Source organism: Nocardia sp. CA-128927 (genome assembly GCF_050955855.1).
Taxonomy (GTDB): Bacteria; Actinomycetota; Actinomycetes; order Mycobacteriales; family Mycobacteriaceae; genus Nocardia.
Genome location: NZ_CP192087.1, coordinates 2071796 through 2083776, shown reverse-complemented (window position 1 = coordinate 2083776; position 11981 = coordinate 2071796). Strand labels below are relative to the sequence as shown.

The 11981-nt window shown below is 66.6% G+C and carries 9 protein-coding genes and 1 pseudogene; 5 read left to right on the top strand and 5 right to left on the bottom strand.

Annotated elements, in window-relative coordinates; genetic code table 11:
- Positions 1-308 precede the first annotated feature (308 nt).
- The 4 genes from ACQPW1_RS09815 to ACQPW1_RS09800 all read left to right on the top strand — a co-directional run bounded on the left by ACQPW1_RS09815 (position 309) and on the right by ACQPW1_RS09800 (position 5217).
- The gene (locus ACQPW1_RS09815; RefSeq protein WP_433662409.1) at positions 309-704 is read left to right on the top strand and encodes a hypothetical protein; all 396 of its coding nucleotides are present in this window, start codon (positions 309-311) and stop codon (positions 702-704) included.
- 175 nt (positions 705-879) lie between these two features.
- A complete protein-coding gene (locus tag ACQPW1_RS09810) occupies positions 880-2952 on the top strand; it encodes an ArnT family glycosyltransferase (protein ID WP_433662408.1) in 2073 nt (690 codons plus the stop codon).
- 73 nt (positions 2953-3025) lie between these two features.
- The gene (locus ACQPW1_RS09805; RefSeq protein WP_433662407.1) at positions 3026-3736 is read left to right on the top strand and encodes a response regulator transcription factor; all 711 of its coding nucleotides are present in this window, start codon (positions 3026-3028) and stop codon (positions 3734-3736) included.
- Positions 3733-5217 carry a sensor histidine kinase gene (locus ACQPW1_RS09800; protein WP_433662406.1) on the top strand — a complete coding sequence of 495 codons (1485 nt, stop codon included), beginning with the start codon at positions 3733-3735 and terminating at the stop codon, positions 5215-5217. The genes ACQPW1_RS09805 and ACQPW1_RS09800 overlap by 4 nt, the downstream gene beginning before the upstream one ends.
- Positions 5218-5425: 208 nt before the next feature.
- On the opposite strand, the pseudogene ACQPW1_RS09795 reads toward ACQPW1_RS09800, so the two are convergent.
- The 5 genes and pseudogenes from ACQPW1_RS09795 to ACQPW1_RS09775 all read right to left on the bottom strand — a co-directional run bounded on the left by ACQPW1_RS09795 (position 5426) and on the right by ACQPW1_RS09775 (position 10824).
- A pseudogene (locus ACQPW1_RS09795) lies at positions 5426-6792 on the bottom strand (ISL3 family transposase).
- 399 nt (positions 6793-7191) lie between these two features.
- Positions 7192-7572 carry a ubiquitin-like domain-containing protein gene (locus tag ACQPW1_RS09790; RefSeq protein ID WP_433662405.1) on the bottom strand — a complete coding sequence of 127 codons (381 nt, stop codon included), beginning with the start codon at positions 7570-7572 and terminating at the stop codon, positions 7192-7194.
- Positions 7573-7783: 211 nt separating this feature from the next.
- Positions 7784-8635: an LLM class flavin-dependent oxidoreductase gene (locus ACQPW1_RS09785; RefSeq protein WP_433662404.1), complete on the bottom strand. Its 852-nt coding sequence runs from the start codon at positions 8633-8635 to the stop codon at positions 7784-7786.
- A 154-nt stretch (positions 8636-8789) separates the two neighbouring features.
- Positions 8790-10109, bottom strand: coding sequence for an NAD-dependent epimerase/dehydratase family protein (locus ACQPW1_RS09780; protein WP_433662403.1), 1320 nt, complete (start codon positions 10107-10109; stop codon positions 8790-8792).
- A 97-nt stretch (positions 10110-10206) separates the two neighbouring features.
- Positions 10207-10824 (bottom strand): NADPH-dependent F420 reductase, encoded by a 618-nt coding sequence (locus ACQPW1_RS09775; RefSeq protein WP_433662402.1) that lies wholly within the window; start codon positions 10822-10824, stop codon positions 10207-10209.
- Positions 10825-10988: 164 nt separating this feature from the next.
- Between ACQPW1_RS09775 and ACQPW1_RS09770 the strand changes: the two genes are divergently transcribed.
- Positions 10989-11885, top strand: a complete 897-nt coding sequence (locus ACQPW1_RS09770; protein ID WP_433662401.1) for a LysR family transcriptional regulator — start codon at positions 10989-10991, stop codon at positions 11883-11885.
- The last annotated feature ends 96 nt before the right edge of the window (positions 11886-11981 follow it).

Here is an 11981-nt window from a genome sequence, read left to right as displayed (position 1 = left end):
GTCGCGACGAGTCGAACCACTGTGCGGCACAACTGAATCAGCACCGGGCAATAGGCCCGCGACGGCGGTCGTGCGGATGCCCAATTCGGTTGCTTCCCATCACGATTCGAGCGGTCGAGGAGAATTCTCGATTGCCAGCGCCTTCCCAGTCAGCCGCGAGCCTGCGCGAAGGAACGGAGACAACTATCGGCGTTGCCGAAAGCAGAAACGGTGCCGCTGCCCTGGTGACCGTGCCCGCGTCGTGTCGGTGAAGACCCAACCAACCGGGCCCCGGGCCCATCTCCCCAATCGAAAGGATCGATGATCTCGTGTCCAACCGGACTATGGTCGACCGCGCCACCCTCGGACTGGTGGCCTTGGCCGCGGTCGCGTCGCTCGCGGCGTGCGGCACCGACAACAGCGCTACCACCAACTCCCCCAACACATCCTCGGCCACCGCTTCGTCGACCACTACCTCGGCGGCCACGCCCGATACCGCATCTGATCCCAGCGCGCCCTTCCGGGAGTGTCTGTCGAAGCAAGGGGTGACGATCCCCTCTGATCGTCAACGACCCTCGGGTGAGCGTCCGCCCGGTGGTGAGGCGCCGCCGTCGGGGGAGATGCGCACGCCGCCCTCGGATCGTCCGACCCCGCCTGGCCTGTCCGAGGATCAACAGAAGGCGTTCGAGGCCTGCGCCTCGCTCGCGCCCAAGCCGCCGAACTGAGCACCCTGATCCGACTCACCGGTCCCGTCCTGCCTGTGCCCCTGTGCCGGTGCGGTGGCGGGGCCGTTGTCGTGTCCGGGCCGCCCGGCCGCGCCGAGATCCGAGGAAATGGTTCACAGCAGGCTCCCAGCTGACCGCGAGGTCAGCGCTAACGACTCGAGCGAGGGTAGTAGTCATGACTGAGACCGCGACTGTGCCACCTCGGCACCTGGATACCCGCCCCGTCCGCGGCGACGATCCGCCACCCCGTGACAGCCACCGGCAGTGGATCGGGCTGGCCCTGCTACTGGTGGGAACCACCGGCGCATACCTGTGGAACCTGTCGGCCAACGGCTGGGCCAACACCTACTATGCCGCGGCCGTGGAAGCCGGTGCCACCTCGTGGAAGGCGTTCTTCTTCGGTTCGTTGGACGCGTCCAACGCGATCACTGTCGACAAGACCCCGGCGTCGTTCTGGCCGATGGAGATCTCGGCGCGCATCTTCGGCATGAACAGCTGGAGCATGCTGGTTCCGCAAGTGTTGCTCGGAGTCGGGTCGGTGGTATTGCTGTGGGCGATCGTGCGTCGACACTATGGTGCCAACGCCGGTCTGCTGGCCGGGCTGCTGCTAGCCCTGACCCCGGTCGCGGCGTTGATGTTCCGATTCAACAACCCCGATGCCCTGCTGGTGTTGTTGATGCTGGCGGCGGTGTGGGCGATGAGCCGGGCCTTGGATGACGGTCGGTGGCGTTGGCTCGCGCTGTGCGGGATGTTCGTCGGCTTCGGGTTCCTGGCCAAGCAGCTCCAAGTACTGCTGGTGCTGCCGGCCTTGGCGCTGACCTATCTGCTGTTCGGCCCGCCCCGGCTGGGTAAACGGATCGCGCAGCTGTTCGCGGCAGGCGCGGCAATGGTCGCCGGCGCGGGCTGGTGGATTCTCATCGCCCAACTGTGGCCCGCCGACAGTCGTCCGTATTTCGGTGGCTCGCAACACAATTCGATCATCGAGCTGACCCTGGGCTACAACGGCCTCGATCGACTCACCGGCGGCGAGGGCCCGGGCGGTATGGGCGGCGGTCGCGGCGCAATGCCGGACATCCCCGGTGATATGCCAAGCATGCCCGGTGGTTTCGGCGGTGGGCCGTTCGGGCAGAGCGGGATCGGTCGGATGTTCAACGCCTCGGCCGGCGGTCAGATCGCCTGGCTGATTCCGGCGGCGCTGATCCTGCTCGTCGCCGGGATCGTCGTGTGCGGTCGAGCCCGCCGCAGCGACCCGCGCCGCGCCGCGCTGGTCATGTTCGGCCTGTGGGGTGTGGTGACCGCCATAGTGTTCAGCCTGATGAGCGGCATTTTCCACGACTACTACACCATCGCCCTCGCACCGGCGCTGGCCGGCACCATCGCCGCGGGCCTCGGCCTGCTGTGGCCCCACCGGAATCGGTGGTGGATTCGGCTGACACTGATCGCGTCGGTCGTCGCGACCGCCGTCACGGCCTGGATTCTGCTCGATCGCACCCCGGAGTTCGTGCCGTGGCTGAAGTGGGTCATCGCGGCGGTCGCGATCCTCGCCGCGCTCGGATTCTCGGTCGCGAGCCGGGGCAAGCTCGCGGTGGTGACGGCGCTGGCGGCGTTGTTCGTCGGGATCGCGGGCCCCTCCGCCTACACCGTCGACACCATCGCCACCGCACACACCGGTCCCATCCCGACCGCGGGCCCGCAGACCGGGCGCGCGGGGGCCGGATTCGGCGGTGCGCCCGGCGGCGGCCCTGGCAACGGTCCTACCACGCCGACCAGCGGTTTCCCCGGCGGCGGCCCGACCGGTGGCGGCGCTCCCGATCCCGGTGGTGCTACGCCCAGTGGCGCACAGGCGCCGGGCGCGCGCGGCACCGACCAGCCGGCGATGCCGGGCATGGGCAACAGCAAGGTCAGTGACAAGGTCGTCGCCCTGCTCGACGCCGACCACGACTCCTTCCGCTGGGTCGGCGCTACCGTCGGTGCGATGTCACAGGGTGGCTACCAATTGGCCAGCGAGGGCCAGGTCATGGCCATCGGTGGCTTCAGCGGGGGCGATCCGTCGCCTACCCTGGCCCAATTCCAGAAGTACGTGGCCGAGGGCGACATCCACTACTTCATCGCAGGCGAGTCCGGCGGTGGCATGCGCGGCTCGGGGACCAATGAAGGGGCCAAGATCACCAGCTGGGTCAGCGAGCACTACACCGCCACCGAGGTCGACGGGGTCACCCTCTACGACCTCACCCAACCGAAGAACTGATCCAACCATCGGAGCGACGGCACGGCCCCCGTCGCTCCGTGGTCGGGGCCCGAATCGACCTATCCTGCTGTTCATGAACGATCGCGTTCGGACCAACGGTGCGACAGTCCTGGTAGTCGATGACGAGCCGAGCATCTTGAACCTCCTGTGCTCGGTCCTACGCATGGGCGGCTACCAGGTCAGATCCGCCGAAACCGGAGCCCAGGCCCTGACTGTCGCGGCGAGCGAGAACCCCGACCTCATCGTGCTCGACGTGATGCTGCCCGATCTGGACGGCTTCGCCGTCGCCCGGCGACTCCGGGAGGCGGGCAACACCGTCCCGGTGCTGTTCCTCACCGCACGCGACGCAACCGAGGACCGCATCGCCGGCCTGTTGGCCGGAGGCGACGACTACGTCGCCAAACCGTTCAGCCTGGAGGAAGTGACCTTGCGAATCCAAGCGATCCTGCGCCGAAGCAGCGCCGAACCCGTCGATGAGACCACGGTGAGCTACGCCGACCTCGAGCTCGACGTCGACGCCCACCGGGTGAGCAGGGCAGGTCGGTCGATCGAGCTGTCGGCCACCGAGTTCAGCCTGCTGCACTATCTGCTGATCAACGCCGAGAAAGTGGTGAGCAAACAGCAGATCGTCGAACGAGTCTGGGCCGATGCCGAGGGCCGCGAGCATCGGGTGGTCGAAGGTGTCATCAGCCAACTGCGTCGCAAGATCGACGACCTCGATCCCCCATTGATCCACACGATTCGCGGCGTCGGCTACACCTTGCGCCTGCCCAAGCCCCAATGAGCGTGCTGCGCCGTCCCTCGCGGTGGACGCTGCGGACTCGACTGCTCACCGCGCTGATCTTGATCAGCGTGATCGGCCTGGCCACATTCGGCACACTCGGTGTCGTGCAGCTCGGCCGATACCAGGTCCAACGCATCGACGACCAACTCGAACCGGTCACCGCCGACCTGCGCACCGCTCAGCGCCCGCCACCACCACCGCCCCTCGGCGGCGCCGATCAGGTGCCTTCGGAGTTCCGGCTGATGTTCTTCGACAACCACGGCACACCGTTGGGCTCCCTCGGCGCACCCGACGACACCAGCACCTATCCCGCGCTGCCCGCGATGGACCTCGACGCGACCCGCGCCCGAGGTGACCACCCCTTCACCGTCGACGATCAGAAAGATTCGACGCACTGGCGGGTCAAGACCTTCGTCCAGCCGCCCAATCAAGCACAGCCACAAGGCGGCACCGCCGCGGTCGCGATCTCCCTGGCCACCGTCGAGGCCATCACCGCCCGGCTACGCGATATCGAGCTCGCCGCCGGCGCAGTGCTGCTACTGACCATGTCGGTGACCGCGGCAGTGCTGGTTCGGCTGGGTCTGCGGCCACTGACCCGGATCACCCAGACCGCCGACGCGATCGCCGCGGGCGATCTCGACCGCCGAGTTCCCGACGCCGACTCGCACACCGAGGCAGGCCAACTCGCCACCTCGTTCAATGTGATGGTCACCCGGCTGGCCACCGCGATGCGCAACTCGGAGGCCTCCGAGCAGCGGATGCGATCATTCATCGCCGATGCCTCCCACGAACTACGAACCCCGCTGACCACGATTCGCGGCTACGCCGAACTCTTCCGCCACGACCCCGACCACACCGCCGCCGACGCACGGGAGATGATGGCTCCCATCGAAGCTGCCGCCATCCGGATGAGCGGACTGGTGGACGAGCTACTGCTGCTGGCCAAACTCGACGAGCAACGACCGCTCGACCTCGTCCGGGTCGATCTCGCGGCCTTGACCGCCGACGTGGTCCGCGACGCCTGCCACCGCACCACCCGCCGCATCTTCCAGGTGGGCGATACCTCCGGTGTACGGGTAATCGGTGACGAGCAGCGCCTGCACCAAGCGATGACCAACCTGATCAACAATGCCCTGGTACACACCCCCGACACTGCGCGAATCACCGTCCGGGTCGACGTGGTCGACGCCGATCCGACCGCTCGATCGCCGGTAACCGCGCAGGCCGGGTCGCGCCTTCCCCAGGCCGATCGCTACCTCGTCATCGAGGTAGCCGACACCGGCCCGGGTATCGCGCCAGACAAAGCCCCCCACGTCTTCGACCGCTTCTACAAAGCCAGCCAATCACGCACCGGAAACAGCGGGTCCGGCCTTGGCCTGTCCATCACCGCAGCGATCGTGGCCGCCCATTCCGGCCGCCTCCAACTCATCACCTGGCCCGGGGAAGGCACCACCGCGCGAATCGTCTTGCCGGCAGCGTAAGCGCGACGCTGCCGACACCTTCCTCCTGCTCGACCGTGCCGCATGAACCCGGGCCGACGATGTGAGGGAGTCGGGTTCGGCCGATCGGCTACCCCCTTGCGGCAGACCAGCTGTTCTACTGAGTTAACTGTGGCCGCCCCATCGCATTGTCAACGGCAGCTGAATCCCGGATCTGGCACAAATTTGGTGATTCGGTCGGTCGGGTTACTCAGTCGCTCAACAGGATTCGCTTCCGGAGTAGGTCTGGTTTCGCGCGCCCGAACATCTGGCGTTTGATCATCTTGATGCGGTTGACGTGCCCTTCGACCGGTCCACTGCTCCAGGGCAGGGTCAAGCCAGCGGTGACCGCATCGAGGTCGCGGCGCAGGCCGCGGACGAACGAGTGCTCACCACGCGACGGACCGACGGTGGCTTGGAGACTGCGCGGGAAATGTGACCGGTGGTGCGGAATGGGTGCAGGTAGTTGAGCAGGATCTTCGGGCCTCCGCGGTAGCCGAGTTCCTGGATTTCACGGAACAGCTGAGTTGCGTTGGTGCAGCCCTCATTCCATCGCTGCTGTAAGTATGGCTTGAACTCCTCGAGCAGACTCCGGCGCTGGCCAGTGCCGTTGTTGACCAGCAACTCCTCGACGCTGGCGGCACGGGCGAAACGCCGCACGGTTCCTCGGGCAAGCCCGAGCTGGACGCCGATGGCTCGGATGCTCAGGCCGTCGCCGAGCAGTGCGTGGACTGCAGCGTAGCGTTCGCGGGTCCGGACAGCCCACTTGTCCGTCCTGTCCGTTGGTGGCTCGACCACGCCGGAAGTCACCGGTATTTGCTGCTGGCGCGCGATCATCGGCTCGACCTCACACTCACCGACGGCCGTGGTGCCCAAGCAATCTCGGTGTCGGGCCACGACGTGTTCGACCGCTTCGCCGAGGTTGTGCCAGATGTGCCATCGGTCAGCGACTTGCAGAGCATCGGGTGCCCCGGCTCTCACGCCCTCGGCGTAGGCGCCGGCGCGGTCCCGGCACACGATCTCGACGCCGGGATGAGCACGCAGCCACGCGGCAAGAGTGTCGGCGGTGCGGTCGCCGAGCACGTCAACTGGACGTCGGGTTTCGATATTGATCAGGATCGGTCCGTAATGGTGTCCACGGCGCAGAGCGAAGTCGTCGACCCCGAGTATGCGGGGTGTGACCTGGTCCGGATCGGGAAGCGCCCGGATCTGCCGCAACAGTGTCATCCGGCTGACCGTGGCTGCCAGATGACCGGTCATCCGGGCACCCGGACGGCCACCCAATGCCAGCGCGACCGCGCATAGCAAGCGCTGCAGCATGGTCGTGCGTCGAGCATGCCGCCCCGCCAATCCTGGCAGTTGCTCGGCGAAAGTCCTCCTGCCGCAATCGGAGTTGCCGCAGAACAACCGCCGCACCCGCAACCGAATCTCCACCTCGCGGCCGGTGATCGCGGTGTCGGACAACCGCCGCCGGTAGCGACTATGGACCCGCTGCGATGACATTCCGCAGCCCGGACAAGCGGTTGCCTCGTCACGGGTGCTCACGTCGAGGATTACCCGAACCCCGGTCGAGGTCATGCCGTCGATTTGCAGCCCATCCAGATGGGGGAACAAGACCGCGAGCGGTCCAAGATCAGAACACCGGCGACATGATCGATCATCAAGCGCCCGTTGGCAATCCAGGTCGGGTCAATCGCGCAAACCGTGCCAGATCCAGTATTCACGTGCTGTCGACAGTATCCAAGTGGTCACAGCGGCTGTTGTGGTTGCTGGTGTTGTTGTTGGATGGGTGCCGTCCATTGGAGTCAACGCACCGGTCGCGATTATTTAGCGTGCGTGAGAAGTGCTGTCAGCCAGCCAGTTCGGACGGCTGACCAACGCGCGCCGTGCGGCTAGTGCCGGACGTTGTGGGCCGTAACAGCTCTGGTGGGCCTGGTCGCCGCGGCGTGACCGCTTCGCTCAACCTCAGATGTTGTGTTATTGCTCGAAGATGAAGATTTGGTCCCCATTTATAACCCCGTAAGACGACAGTGTTCTGCTCATGTCCTCGAGCTCCACCAGGTCCTGCAGCCTCGTGTTGTCGAGATACAGTCTCGCCGTACTTGACATGAAATATCCGCCTGCGGATTGAGATTGACTGATGATCTGCTGCTCGAGCTGGCCGACCGTGGCGGCAGGAGAGATCTTCACTACCATCGAGGCCCCGGAAGGGCCGTGAATGGTGAGAGCTACGTTCGATATAGGCGCCCCGGCCCGGCCGTCGATGACATAGCCGGATGGTGCGGCTACGACGTCGGCAATCGTGGGCATGATGAGAATTCCGGTGATTGCCGCGATAGTGACTACTTTACGAATCAACGTGGGGCCCCTTTGTTCTCGCTCGGGCGCACTGGTCCCGGTTGGGACCAGGCGACAGAATCACCGTCCGTCTACCTATTCGGTCCCAAAGACGTCTCGGATTGCGTGTAGTCGGGTGAGCGGACCTTGCCGATGTGCCGGTTGATGAACACCTCGTCGCCTGGAGCGCGGCGACCAAGCGTTGTTTTCTCAGCGCCTGCTACCGGGATGCCTACTTGCGTCCGTGGGCGACGTGTTCGCGTACTGCGGGGATCGTTTCAGCGGCGAAGCGTTCGAGTACATCCCGATCGTCGCTGGCCAGGATGAAGGTGCTGACGCCGTCCTTGAGGGTCATCTGGGCCAGGGCTTCCGCGGTCTGCTGGCCTGGGAAGATGTTGAGCAGACGGGTAATGGCGCGGGGGTCGCGGCCTGCAGCGCGTGCGGCGTCGTCAATGATGGCGTTTCCCTTGGGTAGGCCGCCATGTTCCATGACCGGCAGCGACGGCAGCCAGCCATCGGCCTTGCGTCCGACCAGGTCCTGCATCTTCGGCTTGTGGGCACCGAGCCAGATCGGGATGTGGTGTGCGGGTGCGGGTCCGCGCTCGGCGTTGTGGACCTTGTAGAACTCGCCCTCGACAGTGAGGGTGCCGGGCACGTCGGCGTCCCAAACCCCGCGGATCACGTCGATTGCCTCGCTGAGGGCCGTCACGCCCTGCAGCGGGGTTAGGCGCCGTCCGCCGATCGCTTGCACGGCATCCCAGTAGAAGCCGGCCCCGAGCCCGAGGCTCGTTCGTCCACCGGAGAGCAGGTCGAGGCTGGCCATCGCGCGGGCAAGCAACGGCGGGGGGCGTAGCGGCAGGTTCAGCACGTTGCCGGACAGGCCGATGCGCTCGGTCCGCGCGGCCGCCCAGCTCAGCAGAGTCCAGGTGTCGAAAAAGTCGGCCTTGTAGGGATGATCCTGGAAGGTGACGAAGTCGAAACCGAGCCGCTCACTGAGCTGCGCTAATTCGACTGGACGGTGCGTTGGAGAGTTGGCGGGAGAGATGAACGTGGCGAAACGCAGGGGATGACCATAGTCGGGCATCGGTGTCTCCTTCAGTCATTCGTGTGCGACCAGCCACGACAAACGTCGCCGCCGACCTGATTTCGGCCTGCCCCGGGGTAACGGTGCCGGGTGAGACGCGGCACGTGAATTCGAGGTCGTTCCTGGCTGGAGCGCGGATGAAGACCCGAGTGAGTCAACCGTTCTTGACTAGGTCGTTGACAGCCTGGGTGTCTTGGTAGAAGGCGTCCGCGCCGTAGATCTTCCCGTCATGGACCCGATAGTGCTCCACAACTGTCATTGGTAGTTGTCGCCCGCTCTTGCGAGAGGTGAAAACGGCGTCGAGCCGCAGCTCCACCACGTCGCCTGCCCGGACGATCTCGTGCCCGCGTGCGGTGAGCTCGGCCAGCACGTCGATCTCACGGGTCAGGCGTGCGAACCCGGCCGGCCCTCGCCATTCCCCACCCCAGGGCAAGCTCTCCGCCTCCCGCCAGACGGCGTTCTCGTCGACCATCGCGAGAGCCCCCGCTCCGCCTCGGACGAAGTCCTCCAGCGTGGCCACGTCGTCGTGGACTGGCGCGGTGACGGCGGGGAAGTAGTGGCCGTTGTCCAGATCGGCGAGCAGGCCGGGCTGGTTGGGTTCCCAGCCCAGGGTGCGGCGGGTGATGAGGTTGGACGCCGGGTAGCTCTGGGTGGCGATGTTCGCGAGAAAGCCGAAGTATCCCGGCGTCATCAGTTCGTCCGCGGGGATGCTCACGACGGGCAGGTCCAAACGGCTGCCGATGGCCTCTGCGATCTCGCGGAAGGAAACACCCCCATCCTCGACCGCGTGCCAGTAGCTGCCAGCCGGTCCTTTCTCCAGCGCCAGGCGGAATAGTGAGGCGAGATCGCGCACGTGTACCGCGTTCCACAGGTTCGTGCCGTCTCCGGGGTGACCGGCGAAACCCTTCTCCTCTGCCAGTGCGATCAGCAGGGGAAGGAAGCCGGCATTATCGGTGGTGTCGTGCACGATGTTGGCGATCCGCACGACCGACGACCGAACTCCTCGCTCGGCGAGGTCGATCACGGCCTGTTCCACGGCGTTGCGAGCCCGCAGGGTGCCCTTGTGCTCATCGCCGCTGGGCAGGGCCGGGTCCTGCTCGACGATCGGTCGTCCGAGGTTGCCGGGTGATCCGATGCTCCCGGCCACGACCAGCGGCTTGCCGGTGCCCGCGAGCGCCTCACCGTAGGCGTGCATGATCGGGAGCTCCGCCGCGGCCACGGCGCTCATCCCGCCGGTGGGGAGCAGGTCCTGCCGGTGGGCGACGTGGACGACACCGTCGGAGTCCGCGGCCGCTTCCTCGAGCTCGTCGAGGTCCTCGAGGCCGCCGCGCCGCACCGCCGCGCCGAGCGCGGTCAGCGCGGCGGCGGCCGTGTCCGATCGGGCTAAGCCAGTGACCTCGTGGCCGGCGGCGATCAGCTCGGGGATGATGAACGAACCGGTATGGCCGGTTCCGCCGGTGACGAAGACTCGCATCAGTACTCCCATGTCAGGGTTGGCGGAGTTGCCGTTCTCCCCGTGCCGTCGACCGGCTGTTGTGATGTCGCCGGGGAACTGGGCAGTGTGGGCGCAGTCAGCCGAGGAGCTCGGCGCCGAGGGCGATGTCGAAACCCGCGCCGCTGCGGGCCAGGCCCATCATCAGCAGGCCCGCTCCTTCCAGCCAGTGCGCCATCTCCAGGCCACCGACATCCAGCGGCCGCAGGCCCAGACTCTCGATGAACGCCGCCACGCTCGCCTTGGCCGCCGGGTCGTCGCCGGCGAAGAACACATCCAGTTGGCCGCCCCGGGCCAGGACGTGCCCGAAGACGGTGTTGAACGCCTTGACCACGTGCGCGCTCGCCGGCAGGGCGGCGGCGATCTGTTGCGCGCCGGACGTGCCCTCCGGGGTGACCAGGTTGGTGTCGTCGGCGCCGGCGAACGTGTTGGAGATGTCGACGACGACCTTGCCGGCCAACGCGTCCCCGTACTGGCTGACGACTGCTACGCCGCCCTCGTGTGGCACAGCGAGGATGACGATGTCACCGGCCGGGGTGGCGCCGAAGGTCCCCGTTGTGGCGCCGAGCGCGGCGCCGATCTCCTCGGCCTTGGCCGGGTCGCGGCCGATGACCTCGACGGCGTGGCCGCCGGCGAGCGCCAGCTCGGCGAGAGTGCGGGCCATGGACCCGAGACCGATGATGCTGATGCTGCTCATGGTGTGTCTACTTTCTGCGGCAGGGTGAGAGGCTCGTTTCCCATCGCGTCCGACGCGCGATGCAGGGCGTTCACCACCTGACGTTGCCACCGGCCCGTGTGGGAGTCCAAGACCTCTTTCGATCACGGCGATACCCTGGGAGCATCGCCGCACTAGGAGATTCCATGGATTTGGACCTGCGTAAACTGCGCTACTTCGTCGCCGTGGCCAACCGGTTGCACTTCGGCCGTGCCGCCGACGACCTCCACATCGCCCAGCCGGTGCTCAGCAGGCAGATCCGCGCACTCGAGCACGACCTCGGAGCCGCTCTGCTGACAAGGGACAGCCACGGAGTGACCTTGACAGACGCCGGCGAGCAGTTACTGGCCGACGCCGGTCCGTTGCTGGCCTCAGCCGACGCGGCCCGCCGTCGGGTGACACTCGCCGCCCGCGGCGGCCGGCGACTCATGGTCGGCTTCCGGGCCGGCGTCGCGGTCGCCCCGGCGATCCAACAGTTCGCCGACCAGCACCCGGACGTGGTCGTGGACGTGCAACGGATCGAAGGCGACGATCAGGCCACGAAGCTGCTCGACGGCCGCATCGACATCGGCTACGTACGGCTGCCCATCGATGAGACCGGGCTGCGCGTGATCCCGGTCTACACCGAGCCACGGGTAGCGGTCCTGCCCACCGGCCACCGGTTGGCCGGCAAGGAACAGATCACCGAAGCCGACCTGGCCGGCGAGCCTCTGTTGTGGGACTCCGACCCGAGCACACAGCCCACGCGCCGCGCGCATCCCAACGCCGGGTATCTGGTGCGCGGGGTGGACGAGACGCTCGAGCACGTCGCGGCCGGCCGCGGCATCTCGTTCCTGGCACGTTCGGCGACCGTGTTCTACTCGCACCCGAATATCAGCTACGTACCCGTCTCGGACGTTGCGCCCGACCAGGTGTGCCTGGCCGTGGCGGCATCGCGCACCTCGCCGGTGGTCGACGACTTCGTCGCCGCAGCCCAAGCTGCGGCCGCGATCACAGCAGAGTGTGGCAACTATGAGATGTGGCAGCGTCAAGGCATGCGATAACACGTTTACGAGGCCACCGCGGACTCGGGCCCGCCACGTGCCGAACTCTGAGTCTTCTGCAGCAGAAAGCCTGAACATTAGTTCAGCTATCCGGTT

What these genes read in the sequence shown, in the direction of transcription:
- ACQPW1_RS09805 (WP_433662407.1), top strand. Translation starts at nt 3,026, where the DNA reads ATGAACGATCGCGTTCGGACCAACGGTGCGACAGTCCTGGTAGTCGAT.
- ACQPW1_RS09775 (WP_433662402.1), bottom strand. Translation starts at nt 10,824, where the DNA reads ATGAGCAGCATCAGCATCATCGGTCTCGGGTCCATGGCCCGCACTCTC.
- ACQPW1_RS09800 (WP_433662406.1), top strand. Translation starts at nt 3,733, where the DNA reads ATGAGCGTGCTGCGCCGTCCCTCGCGGTGGACGCTGCGGACTCGACTG.
- ACQPW1_RS09785 (WP_433662404.1), bottom strand. Translation starts at nt 8,635, where the DNA reads ATGCCCGACTATGGTCATCCCCTGCGTTTCGCCACGTTCATCTCTCCC.
- ACQPW1_RS09810 (WP_433662408.1), top strand. Translation starts at nt 880, where the DNA reads ATGACTGAGACCGCGACTGTGCCACCTCGGCACCTGGATACCCGCCCC.
- ACQPW1_RS09770 (WP_433662401.1), top strand. Translation starts at nt 10,989, where the DNA reads ATGGATTTGGACCTGCGTAAACTGCGCTACTTCGTCGCCGTGGCCAAC.
- ACQPW1_RS09780 (WP_433662403.1), bottom strand. Translation starts at nt 10,109, where the DNA reads ATGCGAGTCTTCGTCACCGGCGGAACCGGCCATACCGGTTCGTTCATC.